General features: G+C 44.9%; 18 protein-coding genes. 17 read left to right on the top strand and 1 reads right to left on the bottom strand.

The window, feature by feature from the left end; genetic code table 11:
• Nucleotides 1-7 precede the first annotated feature (7 nt).
• The 14 genes from smpB to NE671_RS12395 all read left to right on the top strand — a co-directional run bounded on the left by smpB (nucleotide 8) and on the right by NE671_RS12395 (nucleotide 13,319).
• Nucleotides 8-478, top strand: coding sequence for an SsrA-binding protein SmpB (gene smpB / locus NE671_RS12460; RefSeq protein ID WP_021652954.1), 471 nt, complete (start codon nucleotides 8-10; stop codon nucleotides 476-478).
• Nucleotides 479-532: 54 nt separating this feature from the next.
• Nucleotides 533-1,024 carry an acyl-CoA thioesterase gene (locus NE671_RS12455; protein WP_021652953.1) on the top strand — a complete coding sequence of 164 codons (492 nt, stop codon included), beginning with the start codon at nucleotides 533-535 and terminating at the stop codon, nucleotides 1,022-1,024.
• A gap of 150 nt (nucleotides 1,025-1,174) precedes the next feature.
• A complete protein-coding gene (locus NE671_RS12450; RefSeq protein ID WP_022426542.1) occupies nucleotides 1,175-2,200 on the top strand; it encodes a hypothetical protein in 1,026 nt (341 codons plus the stop codon).
• 14 nt (nucleotides 2,201-2,214) lie between these two features.
• The gene (gene pyrH, locus NE671_RS12445) at nucleotides 2,215-2,910 is read left to right on the top strand and encodes a UMP kinase (protein ID WP_173740875.1); all 696 of its coding nucleotides are present in this window, start codon (nucleotides 2,215-2,217) and stop codon (nucleotides 2,908-2,910) included.
• A gap of 44 nt (nucleotides 2,911-2,954) precedes the next feature.
• Entirely contained in the window at nucleotides 2,955-3,506 is a 552-nt protein-coding gene (frr, locus tag NE671_RS12440) for a ribosome recycling factor (protein WP_015526785.1), read from the top strand.
• Between the two features lie 66 nt (nucleotides 3,507-3,572).
• Nucleotides 3,573-4,280: an isoprenyl transferase gene (locus tag NE671_RS12435; RefSeq protein WP_015526784.1), complete on the top strand. Its 708-nt coding sequence runs from the start codon at nucleotides 3,573-3,575 to the stop codon at nucleotides 4,278-4,280.
• Nucleotides 4,281-4,283: 3 nt separating this feature from the next.
• Nucleotides 4,284-5,078 carry a phosphatidate cytidylyltransferase gene (locus NE671_RS12430; protein ID WP_173740876.1) on the top strand — a complete coding sequence of 265 codons (795 nt, stop codon included), beginning with the start codon at nucleotides 4,284-4,286 and terminating at the stop codon, nucleotides 5,076-5,078.
• A gap of 11 nt (nucleotides 5,079-5,089) precedes the next feature.
• Nucleotides 5,090-6,232, top strand: coding sequence for a 1-deoxy-D-xylulose-5-phosphate reductoisomerase (dxr, locus tag NE671_RS12425; protein ID WP_015526782.1), 1,143 nt, complete (start codon nucleotides 5,090-5,092; stop codon nucleotides 6,230-6,232).
• A 10-nt stretch (nucleotides 6,233-6,242) separates the two neighbouring features.
• Nucleotides 6,243-7,520 (top strand): RIP metalloprotease RseP, encoded by a 1,278-nt coding sequence (rseP, locus tag NE671_RS12420; protein WP_286188030.1) that lies wholly within the window; start codon nucleotides 6,243-6,245, stop codon nucleotides 7,518-7,520.
• 157 nt (nucleotides 7,521-7,677) lie between these two features.
• Nucleotides 7,678-8,502, top strand: coding sequence for a hypothetical protein (locus tag NE671_RS12415; RefSeq protein WP_173740877.1), 825 nt, complete (start codon nucleotides 7,678-7,680; stop codon nucleotides 8,500-8,502).
• An 80-nt stretch (nucleotides 8,503-8,582) separates the two neighbouring features.
• Nucleotides 8,583-9,857: a peptidoglycan-binding protein gene (locus NE671_RS12410; RefSeq protein WP_274603120.1), complete on the top strand. Its 1,275-nt coding sequence runs from the start codon at nucleotides 8,583-8,585 to the stop codon at nucleotides 9,855-9,857.
• 223 nt (nucleotides 9,858-10,080) lie between these two features.
• Nucleotides 10,081-11,139 carry an FUSC family protein gene (locus tag NE671_RS12405; protein WP_022426516.1) on the top strand — a complete coding sequence of 353 codons (1,059 nt, stop codon included), beginning with the start codon at nucleotides 10,081-10,083 and terminating at the stop codon, nucleotides 11,137-11,139.
• A gap of 84 nt (nucleotides 11,140-11,223) precedes the next feature.
• A complete protein-coding gene (locus tag NE671_RS12400; RefSeq protein ID WP_015526779.1) occupies nucleotides 11,224-12,492 on the top strand; it encodes a M18 family aminopeptidase in 1,269 nt (422 codons plus the stop codon).
• A 17-nt stretch (nucleotides 12,493-12,509) separates the two neighbouring features.
• The gene (locus NE671_RS12395) at nucleotides 12,510-13,319 is read left to right on the top strand and encodes a Cof-type HAD-IIB family hydrolase (protein ID WP_173740878.1); all 810 of its coding nucleotides are present in this window, start codon (nucleotides 12,510-12,512) and stop codon (nucleotides 13,317-13,319) included.
• Nucleotides 13,320-13,501: 182 nt separating this feature from the next.
• Here NE671_RS12395 and NE671_RS12390 read toward each other — a convergent pair whose 3' ends face one another.
• Nucleotides 13,502-14,446, bottom strand: a complete 945-nt coding sequence (locus NE671_RS12390; protein WP_173740879.1) for an AEC family transporter — start codon at nucleotides 14,444-14,446, stop codon at nucleotides 13,502-13,504.
• 153 nt (nucleotides 14,447-14,599) lie between these two features.
• Between NE671_RS12390 and NE671_RS12385 the strand changes: the two genes are divergently transcribed.
• The 3 genes from NE671_RS12385 to ilvC all read left to right on the top strand — a co-directional run bounded on the left by NE671_RS12385 (nucleotide 14,600) and on the right by ilvC (nucleotide 17,418).
• A complete protein-coding gene (locus NE671_RS12385) occupies nucleotides 14,600-15,640 on the top strand; it encodes a tyrosine-protein phosphatase (RefSeq protein ID WP_092070937.1) in 1,041 nt (346 codons plus the stop codon).
• Between the two features lie 164 nt (nucleotides 15,641-15,804).
• Nucleotides 15,805-16,302 (top strand): acetolactate synthase small subunit, encoded by a 498-nt coding sequence (ilvN, locus tag NE671_RS12380; RefSeq protein WP_021652933.1) that lies wholly within the window; start codon nucleotides 15,805-15,807, stop codon nucleotides 16,300-16,302.
• Between the two features lie 96 nt (nucleotides 16,303-16,398).
• A complete protein-coding gene (gene ilvC, locus NE671_RS12375) occupies nucleotides 16,399-17,418 on the top strand; it encodes a ketol-acid reductoisomerase (RefSeq protein ID WP_059086364.1) in 1,020 nt (339 codons plus the stop codon).
• Nucleotides 17,419-17,538: the final 120 nt, after the last annotated feature.

The raw sequence follows: 17,538 nt of genomic DNA, 5'->3' as shown, positions 1-17,538 counted from the left end.
GCGCGAAATGGCAAAAAAAACAGGAATGAAACTGATCGCAAATAATAAAAAGGCTTTTCATGATTATTTTATCGAGGATACTTATGAGGCCGGGATCGCACTTGCAGGAACCGAGGTGAAATCCTTACGTTCCGGTAAATGCAGCATCAAGGAGGCCTTTGTCCGTGTGGAAAACGGAGAAGTTTATGTATATGGAATGCATATCACTCCTTATGAGAAAGGAAACATTTTTAACAAAGATCCTCTTCGTGTGCGTAAGCTTTTGCTGCATCGCTACGAGATCAATAAGATCGAAGCTAAATTAAAGGAAAAAGGATTGACTTTGGTACCACTGAAGGTTTATTTCAAGGACAGCCTGGTAAAAATAGAGATTGGCATGGCACGTGGTAAAAAGCTTTATGACAAGCGCCAGGATATTGCAAAGAAGGATCAGAGAAGAGAAGCGGAGCGAGACTTTAAAGTAAAAAATCTTTATTGATCGGCTGGTTTCAACTGAAAAAGTAAAAGTATGATAAAATGCGGGGAATGAGAAATGACAGAGGTACAGGAAAGACGTAAAAAAACGGTAGAAGCATCGATGACGGAGCAGGTTCATCTGATCATGCAGCAGCATCTGAACGGAGGCGGAAGACTTTTTGGCGGAGCACTGATGCAGTGGCTGGATGAGGTTGCCGGAGTGGTAGCTATGCGTCATGCGGAGACATATCGGGTGGTAACTGCGGCAGTGGACAATCTTCAGTTCAAGCATGCGATCTATGAGGGAGAGATCGTAGTACTTAAGGGATATGTGACTTATGTGGGAAGAACTTCCATGGAGGTCGAGATCGATACGTATGTGGAACAGCCGGATGGCATGCGTCATACTGTAAACCGGGCATTTTTTGTGATGGTGGCTGTAGATGAAGACCAGAAACCGATCCAGGTGCCGGAACTGATCATTACCACAGAAGCGGAAAAAGCCCGGAATGAAGCTGCGAAAATGCGCCGTGATATGCGCAGACAGCGAAGGGAAAACGGGTTCTGACCTCAGCTGTTCCAATTTTTGACATAGTTTAAAATATCTAAAGATTCTATGAAATTCAGAACGGTCAGGTTGACAAGAAAGTGATACTCTGTAATAATAGAAAAGGAAAACCTGACAGCGAATAGGACCATTTTATATGGAGGAGATATAATGAAAAAACGTTATTTGATTCTTGCCGGAATTCTTGCAGCGAGCATGCTTGCAGCCGGTTGCGGAAAGAAGAACTCTGTGGCACCGGAGCAGAAGGTGGAGGCAACGGCAACCCCGACGGTAACGGAAGCTGCGAAAACGGATGTGGTGGAGATGCAGACCTCTACGGATGAAACAGCAAATATCAAGAACGTAATGGGAACCAAGAGTGAGACCACTACCAGTATTGTATTTACCAATAAGATGAATTCCACGATTTCTGCAATTTATGTCCGTCCTACCAGAGATGATGGCGATGACAGTGATGAGACCTGGGGAAGCGATCTTGTAAATGGTAAATTCACACTGGCTTCCAACGACAAGGCTGTTTATTATATGGAGAAGAGCCAGAAGGACGATAACGGAGATACAGCAACAAGCTTTGATGTAAGGATCACATTTTCTGACGAAGAGCAGAATGAATGTTTCTTCCGCCAGCTGCCGCTTCTGACGATCTCACAGCTGAGTCTTTGTATGGATGGTGAGGGTGAAGACGGAATCCCATATGCTACATATCTGGCGAGCGGAAGCACCAAGGAGGTGTCTACCCTGAAGGATGTAAAGGCAAGGCTTGGCATTGAGGATGACAGTGAAAGTGACAGTGACAGTACAGATTCTTCAGACAGTACGGCTGTGACTCCGACTCCGGAGAGTTCTGATGATAATGGAGACAGTACAGACAGCAGTTCGTCCGGCAGTTCGGACTCCACATCCACACCGGATCCAACATCTGCACCAGCTTCTTCTGATTCTTCCGATGCGGATCCTACGGAAGCACCATCCGGCGAGGATGATCCGGCATCTGTAGCAGCAAGATATATCGGTCAGTCCATGTCTGAGCTTGAGAATGCATGCGGCAGCCCAAATGGCAGTGATTATGAGGACGAGCCGGAGTCCGGTAAGACAGGTTATTATTATTATGATACGTTTACGGTATCCACAACTTTTGACAATGACGGCAATGAAGTTGTATCCGGCGTATGGTAAAGGAGAATAAACATATGAAAAGAGTGTTACTGAAATTAAGCGGAGAGGCTCTTGCAGGAGAGCAGAAGAGAGGCTTTGATGAAGCAACTGTTACAGAGGTTGCCAAACAGATCAAGACGATCGTGGATGAAGGACTTCAGGTTGGTATCGTGATCGGAGGTGGAAACTTCTGGAGAGGACGTACCAGCGGAGCCATGGACAGAAGCAAGGCGGATCAGATCGGCATGCTTGCTACTATCATGAACTGTATCTATGTGTCTGACATCTGCAGATATGTGGGACTTAAGACAGAGGTGTTTACCCCGTTTGTATGTGGTGCATTTACCACACTTTATTCCAAGGATGCTGTAGAAGAGAGCTTCGCAGAAGGAAAGGTTGTATTCTTTGCAGGTGGTACCGGCCATCCGTATTTCTCTACAGATACAGCTACTGTACTTCGTGCTGTTGAGATCAGCGCAGATGCCATTCTTCTTGCCAAGGCTGTTGACGGAATCTATGACAGTGATCCGAAGGTAAATCCGGATGCCAAGAAGTATGATGAGATTTCCATCGATGAAGTAGTTGCAAAGAAGCTGGCAGCTATGGATCTTACCGCTTCCATCATGTGTATGGAGCAGAAGATGCCGATGCTGGTATTCGGTCTTGATGAAAAGGACAGCATCGTCAATACCGTACATGGCAAGTTCTCCGGAACAAAGGTAACCGTGTGATCAAAAGGGAATAATAAAAAAAACCATACAGGGAGATATGTGAAATGGATGAGAGAATTCAGGTATACGAAACAAAAATGGGAAAAACACTGAATGCTTTGGAGAGTGAGCTGACAACCATCAGAGCCGGCCGTGCAAACCCGCATATTCTTGACAAACTTACCGTAGATTATTATGGAGCACCGACTCCGCTCCAGCAGGTTGCAAACATTTCTGTACCGGAGGCACGTATGATCCAGATCCAGCCGTGGGAATCTAGCATGATCAAAGCGATCGAGAAAGCGATCCTTTGCTCTGATCTGGGATTAAACCCGAGCAACGATGGAAAAATGATCCGTCTTGTTTTCCCGGAGCTTACTGAGGAGCGTCGTAAAGAGCTGGTGAAGGACGTTAAGAAAAAAGGCGAGGGTGCCAAGGTTGCAGTAAGAAATATCCGTCGTGATGCCAACGATGCATTTAAAAAACTTGCAAAACAGGATGTTTCTGAGGATGAGATCAAAGAGCTTGAGGATCAGATCCAGAAACTTACAGATAAGTACATCAAGGAAGTTGACAAGGCGATCGAGAACAAGTCTAAAGAGATTCTGACTGTATAATTGTAAGAAATACGAGGATAGAGAGGGCTTCTTTGAAGAAGCTCTCTTTCTGTATGGAGGAGATTTATGAACGTACCAAATCATATCGCGATCATTCTGGACGGAAACGGACGTTGGGCAAAGGAACGAGGAATGCCGAGAACCTACGGACATGTAAAGGGATGCGCCAATCTTGAAAACATTTGTTATGATATCAAAGACCTTGGGGTGAAATATCTTACGGTTTACGCTTTTTCCACAGAAAACTGGAAACGATCCAGAGAAGAAGTGGAAGCACTGATGAAACTGTTCCGCGGTTATCTTAAGAAATGTATCAAGATTTCCAAGAAAAATAATATGAAGATGAAAGTCATCGGAGATGTTACTGCCTTTGCACCGGATATCCAGCAGAGTGTCCGGGAACTGGAGGAATATTCCAAAGATTTTGACGGTATTTATTTTCAGCTGGCATTAAATTACGGAAGCCGTGATGAGATCCGCCGTGGAATGCAGAAGATGGCACAGGATGTAAAAGACGGAAAAGTTGAGCCGGATGGCATTACAGAAGATACAATTGAGAGCTATCTGGATACTGCAGGTGTACCGGATCCGGATCTTTTGATCCGCACAAGCGGTGAGCAGCGGCTTTCCAATTTCCTGCTTTGGCAGCTTGCCTATTCCGAGTTTTATTTTACACCGGTTGCATGGCCGGATTTTAATAAAGAAGAGCTGATCAAAGCCATCGAGAAATACAATCAGAGAGACAGACGCTACGGTGGCGTCAAGGAGGAGTAGATCATGTTTAAGACAAGACTGATAAGTGGTATCGTCCTTGTCGTTATTGCCCTGGCAACTATCATTTCCGGAAGCTGGATCTTATTTTTTACACTTCTGGCTGTTTCACTGATCGGAATGAGAGAGCTTTACAAGGTAATGAGGGTAAGCGATGAGCATGTTACCGTGCTGGAACTTGTAGGATATCTTGGAGCAGTGCTTTATTATATTGCCATGAAAGCTGATTTTGGAAATTACGGAACAATGGCGATCATCATCAGTATGATCCTGATCCTGTTTGTTTATGTATTCGGTTATCCGAAATACCATGCAGAACAGGTGATGGCAGCATTTTTTGGAGTTGTATATGTTGCTGTGATGCTTTCCTTTATCTATCTTACCAGAAGCCTTCCGGACGGAAAATTCCTGGTATGGCTGATATTCCTGTGCTCCTGGGGATGTGACACCTGTGCTTACTGTGTGGGAATGCTTATCGGAAAGCATAAAATGGCGCCGGTTTTAAGCCCGAAGAAATCCATCGAGGGAGCTGTAGGAGGCGTTGCGGGAGCGGCGCTTCTTGGAGTGATCTATGCAGCGGCAACACAGGGAAAAATGGCTGAGTATGCCTTGATCTGCGCAGTTGGAGCTCTGATCTCCATGGTGGGTGATCTGGCTGCATCTGCGATCAAAAGAAACCAGAACATCAAGGACTATGGAAAGCTGATCCCGGGCCATGGAGGAATCCTGGACCGTTTTGACAGTGTGATCATCACAGCCCCTGTTATTTACTATCTTGCAAAAATGATTCTTGGAATTTAGGAGACATTAAAATGAAGAATATTGCAATCTTAGGTTCTACCGGCTCCATCGGGACCCAGACACTGGATGTGGCAAGAAAAAACGAAGACCTTCGGGTTGTTGCAGTCAGTGCAGGCAAAAGTGTGGAGAAGCTGGAAGAGCAGATCCGTGAGTTTCATCCGCTTCTGGCAGCAGTCTGGGATGAAGAAGCAGCCCGGGATCTGAAAACGCGTATTGCGGACACGGATACAAAGGTAGTCAGCGGAATGGAGGGACTTCTGGAGCTTGCGTCCATGCCGGAATCAGAAATTCTTGTCACTGCGATCGTGGGAATGATCGGGATCCGTCCTACCATGGAGGGAATCCGTGCCGGAAAGGACATTGCCCTGGCAAATAAGGAAACCCTTGTCACAGCCGGTCATCTGATCATGCCCATGGCAAAGAAATATGGCGTATCTATCCTTCCGGTAGACAGTGAACACAGCGCTATTTTCCAGGCTATCCACGGAGAAGAAAACAAAGAGATCCACAAGCTTCTGATCACGGCATCCGGTGGTCCCTTCCGCGGACGTACCACAGAAGAGCTGCGAAGGGTCACTGTTGCAGATACTCTGAAGCATCCAAACTGGGTAATGGGACGAAAAATCACCGTAGATTCCGCAACCCTGGTAAACAAGGGGCTGGAAGTTATGGAAGCCAAATGGCTGTTTGACATGGATCTGGATCATATTCAGGTGGTGGTGCAGCCGCAGAGTATCATCCATTCCATGGTGGAGTTTAAGGATGGTGCGATCATGGCACAGCTTGGAACTCCGGATATGAGACTTCCGATCCAGTACGCTCTGTACTATCCGCACAGACGATATCTGGATGGAGACCGCCTTGATTTCACGAAGCTTCATGAGATCACATTTGAGGTTCCGGATATGGAGACATTCCGGGGACTTCCTATGGCGATCCAGGCATCCCGGGAGGGCGGAAGTATGCCGACTGTCTTTAATGCAGCCAATGAGCTTGCAGTAAAGAAATTCCTGGAGGAAAAGATCGGCTTTCTGGATATTTATGAGATTATTGCACAGTCTATGGAAAGACATAAAAAAATCGCACATCCGGATCTGGATGAGATCCTTTCTGTAGAGCAGGATACTTATCAGTGGATCGAAAGCAGGTGGTAAATTGAAATTTGTGATTGCTGTAATTATTTTCAGTGTTGTGATACTGATCCATGAGCTGGGACATTTTCTTCTGGCAAAAAAGAACCATATCGAGGTATTGGAATTTTCTCTTGGTATGGGACCCAGGATCATAAGTACGGTAAAGGGCGGCACACGTTATTCCGTGAAACTGTTTCCTCTTGGAGGTTCCTGCGCCATGGCCGGAGAGGATGCGGAAGATGACAGTCCGGGAACCTTTAATTCGGCTCCTGTGTGGGGCAGGATCGCAGTGGTTGCTGCAGGTCCGATATTTAATTTTCTGCTGGCATTTGTTTTGTCTGTGATCATTGTAGGCTGTATGGGCTATGATCCGGCAACCGTATTAGAAGTAACCCAAAATTCTGCTGCGGAAAAGGCCGGATTGAAAAAGGGCGATGTGATCACGGAATATCAGGGCTACCATATTGATCTGGGGAAAGATCTTTATGTATATTCGTATCTCAACGAACTGAAAGAGGGAGATACCATCCGGCTGAAAGTAAAACGTGATGGAAAGGAACAGGAGATTTCCTATAAACCAGATGTAAATGTGCGGTATCTTCTTGGCTTTAACCGTTCCGATGTAAATTCCATGACAGTGGAATCACTGATCAAGGGAATGCCACTGGAAGAGGCAGGTCTGGAAGCCGGCGATGTGATCACGAAGATCAACGGTGTGGAGGTTCCGGATGGAAATGCATATGAAAAATACATCGAGGAGCATCCGTTATCCAAGAAACCTGTGACGATCACCTATGAGCGTAACGGACTGGAATATGAGGCAGAGATAACACCAAGGGAATACAGAACACCGGTTTCCGGTTTCGGATATAACACATACAGTGAAAAAACTTCCGGCTTTAATGTTCTGAAATATGGTGCTGTGGAAGTGAAATACATGATCCGTACTACGATCTTAAGCCTGAAAGAGCTTGTGACCGGTCACCTTGGAATGAAAGACTTAAGTGGTCCTGTGGGTATTGCGGATGCCATTGGCGACACTTACGAACAGTCCAAGAGTGAGGGAACGCTGATGATCTGGATGAATTTGCTGAATATGGCAGTTCTTCTTTCTGCAAACCTGGGAGTGATGAACCTTCTTCCTCTTCCTGCGCTGGATGGAGGAAGGCTGGTATTTCTGGTGGCAGAAGCGATCCGGAGAAAACCGGTAAACCGTCAGGTAGAAGGCATGATCCATTTTGCGGGGCTGATGCTTCTGATGGCGTTGATGGTTATCGTTATGTATAATGATATTCTGAAGATATTCTGATATCTGGCGGAAGAAGGTAAATATCAAGTGTTACTGAGAACGGAGTGAACAATAACTATCAAGTGCTGTATGATCTGTGAGGAGATGATACAGCACTTTTTTTGTGCAGATATTTATTATATAATAAAGGCATCAGAGTAAAGGGGGATATATAAATTTGAAAAAGGATATTTTAATACTGGCGGTATTGGTAGCAGTTGTTATAGCAGTTCCTTTTCTGGCTACAAAGGCAGAAGAGGCAATCCAGATTAAAAATGAGGAATTTAAGGAAAAACAGAACAGGGAATGTTATGAAAAAGCGGAAGAATGCATGGATGCAGGCAAATATGATGAGGCGATAGAGCTGCTGGAAAAACTTCCGGGATATTATGAGGATGTAAAATATATTATCCAATATGCAAAGTTTTGCGATGCTGTTCAGAATGGAGAAGGAATTGAGGAGCTGCATAAGCTTATATGGTATGTTCCAAAGGGAGATGAGTACAGTAGCAAATATATAGAAGAAATGAGGAAGGCCCAGAAAGATACAGAAGAACAATACAAAAAATATATGGCACAGAAGGAAAAAGAAGAGGAAGAAAGAATGCGAAAGGAGGATGAGCCATATAAGGGAATGAAAGAAAAATACATAAACATTACGCTTCTGGGAAGGGCAAAAGAGAAAAGAACAGAACATTACTGGCGGGACACACCGGGAAAAAGAACACAGGACATTCAGTACAGATATATGTGGTATAACAGCAATGGAGCAAAAAAATTCATGGCAGTCTGCAGAAACGGACGGGTCAGCAGTGTAGTGGAATTTGTTTCATCCACAACATCCGGGAAAAAAACTTACCGTGGAAATACCAGCAGGAATAATGACAGAAAAGATATGTACGATGTGCAGGATTATGATGATCCGGAAGATTTTTATTATGATCATGCAGATGAGTTTGATGATATCCAGGATGCGGAAGATTACTGGGAGGAAGCACAGTAGGAGATATGGCATTTTGAGATTCTGTACATATACTAGCAGAGAACCAGTGTGCTTTCAGGCACAAAAAGGAGCCTCTGTTTATGAAAAATTATTCTTATATTTCCATGCAGCAGGATATGCCGGATCAGGGACAGCTGCAGGTGACGGTGCTGGACAGTGCCAGTAACCGTCCGGTGGAAAATGCTACAGTGCGGATCTCGTACACAGGAGTCCCGGATAATGTGATCGAAGAAATCCGTACGGATTCCTCCGGAAAAACGCCCATGCTGGAGCTGGCAGCTCCTCCACTGGAATACAGCATGAAACCGGTGGAGCAGCAGCCTTATGCAGAATATACAGTTCGGATCAGTGCAGAAGGTTTTACACCAAAAGAAGTTGCCGGGACAGAAGTTCTTCCCCATTCCATTGCCAGGCAGGGAGCATCCCTTAGCAGACAGCAGGGTAGTGGAGAGGACTATCAGCGGATCGTCATCGGACCCCATACGCTTTTTGGGGAATATCCTCCCAAAAATCCGGAAGCAGAGATCAAGCCGATAAATGAAACCGGCGAGATCGTATTAAACAAAGTGGTGATCCCGGAGTATATCGTAGTCCACGACGGGCCAATAGGGGATACCTCTGCACAGGATTATTATGTAAGATATAAGGATTATATCAAAAACGTGGCCAGCAGTGAGATCTACGCAACTTGGCCGGAGGACACGATACGTGCCAATGTTCTGGCAATCATGTCGTTTACTCTGAACAGAGTTTATACAGAGTGGTACCGAAATAAGGGTTATGATTTCACCATTACATCCTCCACAGCATACGACCACAAATGGATCCATGGCAGGAATATTTTTGAGAGTATCGACCGGATCGTGGATGAACTTTTTGAAAACTACCTTTCCAGACCGGATGTACGTCAGCCGATCCTGACCCAGTACTGTGACGGACACCAGGTGCAGTGCAGGAACCGGGGATGGATGACCCAGTGGGGAAGCAAAGCTCTGGGAGATCAGGGATATTCCGCAATTGAGATCCTGCGGAGCTTCTATGGAAACGATATGTATATCAATGTGGCGGAAGCAGTTTCCGGGATTCCCGCGTCCTGGCCGGGATATGACCTGACTATCGGTGTTACCGGAGAAAAGGTACAGCAGATCCAGGAACAGCTTAATGCCATAGCAAAAGCCTATCCTGCCATCCCGTCAGTGACTGTGGATGGTATTTATGGTCCGGCTACTGCTGCATCTGTAAAAAAATTCCAGAATATATTCGGACTTCCCGCATCCGGAGTGGTGGATTATCCAACCTGGTATAAGATACAGGACATTTATGTAGCAGTGACCAGGATAGCGGAGCTGCAGTAAATATAAAAATAATAAAAATGTTCCTGGCCATTTTCGGAGTGATCTGATCGGGGCTGGGAGTGTAATGCGTGAACATGATTTCAGAAAAAGTGTTTGACGTTTCAGAATAAACCAAGTATAATGGCTGTTTGTATCTTTGAACGTAAATTGTAAAGAGATTGCGTTTATGAGCATGTGAAAAAAGCGAAATGAGAATGTCTGTTTTACAAAAGGAGTGATGAAAATGACATTTTATCAGGAACTGCAGTTAAGCTCAACCGGATCAAAACAGCTGATCAGAAATACCACAGACAAAAAGGAGAAAAGAAGGCATATTCTGATCTATAATTTTAAAGTGTATCTTGTCATGGCATTTTGTGTGGCGGTTGTGACATTGTACAGTAAGATAACCGGCAATGACAACAGTGTTGTAGGAGTAACCGTACTACTGGCAGTGCTGGTTTTAAGACAGGCGGATTTCGGAATCCGGACGTCCCACGGATTGTTGTCCATTGCCGGGATTTTCTGTATTCTGATCGCAGGACCGAGATTATCCAATATGGTTTCACCGGTACCGGCATTTTTTGTTAATGCGATAAGCATCCTGTTACTGATGATCCTGGGATGCCATAATGTAATTATGTATAACCATTCCACATTTGTTCTCGGATATCTGCTTCTGATGGGATATGACGTAACCGGAAAGGCGTATCTGCTTCGTGTAGAGGGGCTTTTGGCCGGAATGGTTCTCTGCATGGTAGTTTTTTATAAGAATCAGAAAAACCGCCCGTATCGCAGGACGTTTCTGGACCTGTTCCGGGAATTTGACCTGCATTCCGCAAGAGGCAGGTGGTATTTAAGACTGACGCTGATCGTTTCCAGCGCTATGCTGATCATGTCTCTTCTAGGACTCCCAAGAGCAATGTGGGCCGGAATTGCTTGTATGTCCGTGTGCTTGCCGTTTACCGAGGACTGCAAGGGAAGAGCCGGAAAAAGGGGGATGTTCAATATCGTTGGATGTATTTTGTTTGCAGTGCTTTATCTGATACTTCCGGAATCTATGTATCCCTATATTGGAATGATCGGAGGAATCGGTGTGGGATATTCCGCAGGTTATGCGTGGCAGACTGCATTTAATACATTTGGAGCACTGTCCATTGCATCAGGACTGTTTGGAATGCCGGCAGCAGTGCTGCTCCGTATTGGAGCCAATGTATTTAGTTCAATTTATACTATGCTCGCAAATAAGCTTGGGGATAAGCTTGTGCAGCATATGTGGGTACGAAAGAGTGCAGAAATCTGAGATATTGCCCTGAAAAAAGTTTTGCCGTATAATGGGTAATAGCATAACAGCCTGGATATTACCGGGCCGACAGAGGAGAAGATTATGTACGAAGAAACAACAGAAAAACTGCTGGAATTTATCAGTAAAAGTCCTACAGCCTTTCAGGCGGCAGAGGAAACAAGAAGACGTTTTTTGGAGGAAGGCTTTACAGAATTGAAGGAAGAGGAGCGCTGGGAGCTGGAAAAGGGCGGAAAATATTTTGTCATGAGAAATCATTCTGCGATCATCGGATTTTCCATTCCTGTCAATGACTGCAGGAGATATCATATCATTGCAAGTCACAGTGACTCCCCGTCTTTTAAAATAAAAGAAAATCCGGAGATGTCTGTAAACGGAGCTTATGTGAAGCTGAATGTGGAGCGGTACGGAGGAATGATCCTTTCTACCTGGTTTGACCGTCCCCTTTCTGTGGCAGGCCGCATGATCGTCCACAAAAACGGAAAAATTCTGGAAAAGCTTGTAGATATTGATAGAGATCTGGTCATGATCCCGAGCCTTGCGATCCATATGAACCGGGATATTAATGGAGGCTATCATTATAATGTCCAGAAGGATATGCTTCCATTGTACAGTGGCAGTGGCGAAAAAGGAAACTTCATGCGGATGCTGGCAGAAGAGGCAGAGATCCGTCCGGAGGATATCCTGGGCCATGATCTGTTTCTCTATAACCGGATGCCCGGAACGATCTGGGGATCCAGGAATGAATTTGTTTCCAGTCCAAGATTAGATGATCTGCAGTGTGCTTTCGCTTCAATGGAAGGCTTTCTTCAGGCAGATAAGAAGAAGGGCATTGCAGTCCACTGTGTACTGGATAATGAAGAAGTGGGAAGCACTACCAGGCAGGGAGCTGCATCCACATTTCTTAAAGATGTACTGTTTCGTATCAATCTGGCCCTTGGCGGAGATCAGGAAAGTTATCTGATGGCCCTTGCAGAGAGCTTTATGATCTCTGCGGACAATGCACATGCATTACATCCGAATTATACAGACAAGGCAGATCCTGTAAACCGTCCGGTGATGAATGGTGGAATTGTGATCAAATATAATGCCAATCAGAAATATTGTACCGATGGGATTTCCACAGCAATCTTTAAGGAACTCTGCAGAGAAGCAGATGTGCCATATCAGACATTTGTGAACCGTTCTGATATTGCCGGTGGTTCCACTCTGGGAAATATTTCCAATACCCAGGCAGCCATAAATACGGTCGATATCGGTTTGCCGCAGCTGGCGATGCATTCCGCTTATGAAACAGCCGGAGTGAAAGATACGGAAAGTCTGATCCGTGCGGCAAAGGTATTTTACAGGTGATATCGGAGGACAGGAAAATGAGCAGAAAAGCAGTATTTTTTGATGCGGACGGAACAGTCTGTGATATGAAAAAAGGAGTGCCGGACAGTGCCATAGAAGCCATCCGTGCGCTGGTAGATAACGGACATGAAGCGTGGCTCTGCACAGGAAGAAGTCGTGCGTTTGTATCCTGGTATCTGGAGCAGATCCCTTTTACGGGAATGATCAGTGCCTGCGGATCCACCATTGAGAAGGACGGGAAGAGGCTTTTTAATAAAGAGATGACGCCGGAGGTTGCAAAGCTTTCTGTGGAGGTTCTCAGAAAATACGGACTGATCCCGGTAATGGAAGGCGCGGATTTTATGTATTATGACAAAGAGGAGTATACCGATGAAGTGAACTGGTATGCCAGTCTGATCACAGAATCCCTGGGCGATAAATGGAGGCCTATCCGTGGAAATGAGGATTGTATGCGGATCAATAAGATCAGTGCAAAAATGACGGAGGGATGTGATGCGGAGGCAGCGTTATCCATTTTATCAGAATACTATGATATCATCCGCCATGAAGGCAGCAGTTCGTTTGTGGGAAATACCATTGAACTGGTGCCAAAGGACTTTAACAAGGCTGTTGGGATCGCAGCTGTGATCCGCCTGTTTGATATTCCGTGGGAGAATACCGTTGTTTTTGGAGACAGCAACAATGATCTTGCCATGTTTGAATACGCTGCAACAAAGGTTGCTATGGGAAATGCTTCTCCGAAGATCAAAGAACTGGCAGATTATGTTACGTCTGATATGTTCCACTACGGCATTCGGGATGGCTTGAAATATCTGAAGCTGATCTGAGAGAATGCTTCGTTTGTTTTGTAGGCTATGAGATTGTAAGAACAGAAACATCCACATCAGAAATGATAGCTTTATGTGAATATGCTTTTATAAAAAAATGCTGTAAGAACCAGAAATCATAGTTCTTACAGCATTTTATGTTACAGATTTTTCCGGGTAGATAATATGCAGAAGCTGCAATATCAGATCAGTCCCAGACCTTTGCAGATAAACAGCCAGAGTGTCAGGGTAAAGGCACTGAATAATGTGGTAAGAAGCACGACTCCCGAAGAAAAAGAGCCCTCATGTCCCATGTTTTTTGCCATGACAAAGCAGGTAACGGTGCTGGCAGACCCCAGCATGATAATGATGGAAACCAGCTTGTCCTTTGTAAAACCGCAACGGAGGGCAAGAGGAAGAAAAAGTGCTTCATAACCGACAAGTTTCATAAATGTACAGGCAACAGATGCTTTCAGCCGGGAAAAGGCTTTTCCGAAGTGCAGAGATCCGCCCATAGCCATGAGGCCAAGAGGAGTGGCGATTTTTGCAAGATTGCCTGCCGTAGAGTCCAGGATCTTCGGAAATGGAAGACGAAGAAGGGACCAGAGTGTACCGGCTGCAATGCCGAGAATGATGGGATTGGTGACAATTCCCTTTAAAGTGCGCTTCAGAACGGTACCATCTATTTTTCCCTGACCTGGTTTAAAGACAGAGAGAACTACAACAGCCATTACATTGTAAAGAGGGACGCTGGCAATGATCATCAGTGGTGCCATACCTGCATTTCCGTAAAGGTTCTGGATAATGGCGATACCAAGGATCGCTGCGCTGCTGCGGTAGGATGCTTGGATAAACTCGCCCCGGATATCGGAAGGGTGGAGAAAACGGGACAGGAGCACGGAGATCATAATACTGAGCGATGTGATCGCAAAACAGAAAAGAACCATCTTGGGATCCCAGGCCTCATAGATATCGATTTTAGCGATGTCCTGAAACAGAAGCACAGGCAGGGGGATGACAAACACAAATTTGTTCATACGATTGACAAATGTTTCATCAAACAGTCCGATCCTCCGGAAAAAATATCCCAGGAGCAGCGTAAGAAAGATGGGCACGGTAACATTCAGACAGAAAATAAGATTGTCCATAAAAGAAAGCCTCCCTGTGGTAAAATTTCTCTGTTTATTATATCCAAACTACGAAAATTGTCAAACGAGGTATACGGGACTGGAGATTTCTGGTATGATAAAAAGTGTTGCGAAGAAAGCAGCACAGGGGTTGAGAAGGAGAAAGGAAAGAAAATGAGATACGGAAAAATACGGATCGAAGATGGCTTTTTTGTGTTTACCAGACATATGATGCTCAACAGTCTTCCGTGTAAAGATATTCTCTGGGCGTACATGCGCCGTGAGGGAACCGATAAAACCGGTGAAAAGCAGCTGATCATCAATTATCTGGTGATCATAACCAGACGTCAGAAGCGTTATAAATTTGATATGACGGAGCAGGAGGTACAGGATTGCCTTCAGCTTCTTAAAGTACTGAATCCGGATCTTGCGGTTGGTTTTCCAAAAGGAAGCAGGCTTCCGCTTCAGAATCTTCCGAATACAAGAGATCTGGGTGCATTGATGACAGTAGACGGTTCGCATATTCTTCCCAGAAAGCTTTTGCGCAGCGGAGAAATCTATCATGCTTCTGCTGCAGACAACCGGATCCTTTCAGAAGAATATAATGTAAAAACAGTGATTGATTTCCGGTCAGCCGCAGAAGTAAAGAAAAAACCGGACGATATCATGGCAGGAGTGGAATATTATCATATTCCAATCCGGGATGAGGACAGCAGTGGAAACAGCTTTTTTGAACATGTGATGTCCTGCTATGGTGATGTAGACCAGTATATGCAGGACTGGTACCGGAATTTCGTTACGGATGAGTATTCTCTGAAGCAGTATGCACGTTTTCTGGATGTCCTGCTTCATGTAAAGAATGGAGCTGTTGTTTTTCACAGTGCCACAGGAGAAGACCGGACAGGAGTCGGAACAGCACTTTTGCTCTTTGCTTTGGGTGTACCTAAGGAAACGATACGAAGGGATTATATGCGGTCAAATCCATGTCTGGAAGATGAACTGAAATATATGTGCAGGCTTTACCGGGCAGACCGGCCGGAAAACAGCCGGAAGCTTGCAGATCTGAAAGCCTTCTATCAGGTGAAGGAGTCTTATATCAATACAGTTTTTGATGTCATCGAAAAAGAAAACGGAGGAATTGAAAGATTCCTTCGGAAAAAACTCTATCTGACACCAAAGGCATCCGAGGAGCTTAAGAAAAAATATCTGATCTGAGGATAAAAACATTTCTTATCATCCTGAAGGAATTTTGCAGGAAATTTTGATTGACAAAATTTTCGAAGTTGTTATAATGGTAAGAAAGCAAGGGTTTATTAGATTAAAGCGTTAACTGACGAAGTCGGTTTTCTATACATAAAAGTGTTGAAAGCAGGTGTATTATGGAAAAGAGAATACTATCCATCCTTGTGGATAATACCTCCGGAGTCCTTAGCCGTGTGGCTGGTCTTTTCAGCCGCCGTGGATATAATATTGACAGCATTACCGCAGGAGTGACTGCAGATCAGAGATATTCCCGTATGACAGTTGTATGTGAGGGAGATGATCAGATGCTCCAGCAGATCACTAAGCAGCTGGCGAAGCAGGAAGATGTACGGGATGTTAAGGTCCTTGAACAGGACGACAGCGTTGCCCGTGAGCTGATGCTCGTCAAGGTTGCTGTGAAGCCGGAACAGAGACAGGGAGCTCTTTCTGTTGCAGATATCTTCCGTGCCAAGGTGGTGGATGTAAGTAAGGATTCTCTTATTATGGAGATGACCGGAAGCCAGAACAAGCTGCAGGCGTTTGTGGAGCTGATGGCTGACTATGAGATCCTTGAGCTTGCAAGAACAGGAATCACAGGTCTGTCACGAGGCAGTGACGATGTCCGTTACCTGTAAATTTTTTACATATGTTTGCTAGGAGAGCAGCTACTCTCTTAACGATAAATAATTTTTATGAAGAAGATGTTGTAAACATCAGAGGAGGAAAGTAAAATGGCAAATAAGATTTTTTACCAGGAAGACTGTAATCTTGGATTATTAGATGGTAAGACAATTGCGATTATTGGATACGGAAGCCAGGGACATGCACATGCACTGAACCTTAAAGAGTCCGGATGTAATGTAATCATCGGTCTTTACAAAGGAAGCAAATCCTGGAAAAAAGCTGAGGAGCAGGGCTTCGAGGTATATACATCTGCTGAAGCAGCTAAGAAAGCAGATATCATCATGATCCTGATCAACGATGAGAAACAGGCTGCACTTTACAAGAAGGATATCGAGCCGAACCTTGAGGAAGGCAACATGCTTATGTTCGCTCATGGCTTCAACATTCATTTCGGATGCATCAAACCACCAGCATATGTTGATGTTACAATGATCGCGCCGAAAGGACCTGGACATACAGTAAGAAGCGAGTATCAGGCTGGTAAAGGTGTTCCTTGTCTGATCGCTGTAGAGCAGGATGCTACAGGTAAAGCTCAGGATATCGCACTTGCATATGCACTTGGAATCGGCGGAGCAAGAGCTGGTGTTCTTGAGACAACATTCCGTACAGAGACAGAGACAGACCTCTTCGGTGAGCAGGCTGTACTTTGCGGTGGTGTTTGCGCACTTATGCAGGCTGGTTTCGAGACACTTGTTGAAGCTGGTTATGACCCAAGAAACGCATACTTTGAGTGTATCCATGAGATGAAACTGATCGTTGACCTGATCTACCAGTCAGGATTCGCCGGAATGAGATATTCTATCTCCAATACAGCTGAGTATGGCGATTACATCACAGGACCGAAGATCATCACAGAGGATACAAAGAAAGCAATGAAGAAAGTTCTTTCCGATATCCAGGATGGTACATTCGCAAAAGAGTTCTTACTCGACATGTCCGATGCAGGTGCACAGGTACACTTCAAGGCTATGAGAAAATTAGCTTCTGAGCATCAGTCTGAGAAAGTCGGCGAAGAGATCCGTAAACTCTACAGCTGGAACGGCGAGGATAAGCTTATTAATAACTAAGCAAAATTTATTGCAGGTGCAATAAATTTTGCGCTACTCGAACGAAGCGCAGCGAAGTTTGAGTCAAAGAAGTCACACACGTAATACAGTGGTAGGAAACTTTTTTGAAATTTAAAAATC

This window comes from Blautia sp. DFI.9.10, from assembly GCF_024461705.1.
Lineage (GTDB): Bacteria > Bacillota > Clostridia > Lachnospirales > Lachnospiraceae > Blautia_A > Blautia_A fusiformis.
The sequence above is the reverse complement of the archived record's forward strand: the minus strand, read 5'-3'. Positions and strand labels throughout refer to the sequence as shown.

What these genes read in the sequence shown, in the direction of transcription:
- smpB (WP_021652954.1), top strand. Translation starts at nt 8, where the DNA reads ATGGCAAAAAAAACAGGAATGAAACTGATCGCAAATAATAAAAAGGCT.
- NE671_RS12455 (WP_021652953.1), top strand. Translation starts at nt 533, where the DNA reads ATGACAGAGGTACAGGAAAGACGTAAAAAAACGGTAGAAGCATCGATG.
- NE671_RS12450 (WP_022426542.1), top strand. Translation starts at nt 1,175, where the DNA reads ATGAAAAAACGTTATTTGATTCTTGCCGGAATTCTTGCAGCGAGCATG.
- pyrH (WP_173740875.1), top strand. Translation starts at nt 2,215, where the DNA reads ATGAAAAGAGTGTTACTGAAATTAAGCGGAGAGGCTCTTGCAGGAGAG.
- frr (WP_015526785.1), top strand. Translation starts at nt 2,955, where the DNA reads ATGGATGAGAGAATTCAGGTATACGAAACAAAAATGGGAAAAACACTG.
- NE671_RS12435 (WP_015526784.1), top strand. Translation starts at nt 3,573, where the DNA reads ATGAACGTACCAAATCATATCGCGATCATTCTGGACGGAAACGGACGT.
- NE671_RS12430 (WP_173740876.1), top strand. Translation starts at nt 4,284, where the DNA reads ATGTTTAAGACAAGACTGATAAGTGGTATCGTCCTTGTCGTTATTGCC.
- dxr (WP_015526782.1), top strand. Translation starts at nt 5,090, where the DNA reads ATGAAGAATATTGCAATCTTAGGTTCTACCGGCTCCATCGGGACCCAG.
- NE671_RS12410 (WP_274603120.1), top strand. Translation starts at nt 8,583, where the DNA reads ATGAAAAATTATTCTTATATTTCCATGCAGCAGGATATGCCGGATCAG.
- NE671_RS12405 (WP_022426516.1), top strand. Translation starts at nt 10,081, where the DNA reads ATGACATTTTATCAGGAACTGCAGTTAAGCTCAACCGGATCAAAACAG.
- NE671_RS12400 (WP_015526779.1), top strand. Translation starts at nt 11,224, where the DNA reads ATGTACGAAGAAACAACAGAAAAACTGCTGGAATTTATCAGTAAAAGT.
- NE671_RS12395 (WP_173740878.1), top strand. Translation starts at nt 12,510, where the DNA reads ATGAGCAGAAAAGCAGTATTTTTTGATGCGGACGGAACAGTCTGTGAT.
- NE671_RS12390 (WP_173740879.1), bottom strand. Translation starts at nt 14,446, where the DNA reads ATGGACAATCTTATTTTCTGTCTGAATGTTACCGTGCCCATCTTTCTT.
- NE671_RS12385 (WP_092070937.1), top strand. Translation starts at nt 14,600, where the DNA reads ATGAGATACGGAAAAATACGGATCGAAGATGGCTTTTTTGTGTTTACC.
- ilvN (WP_021652933.1), top strand. Translation starts at nt 15,805, where the DNA reads ATGGAAAAGAGAATACTATCCATCCTTGTGGATAATACCTCCGGAGTC.
- ilvC (WP_059086364.1), top strand. Translation starts at nt 16,399, where the DNA reads ATGGCAAATAAGATTTTTTACCAGGAAGACTGTAATCTTGGATTATTA.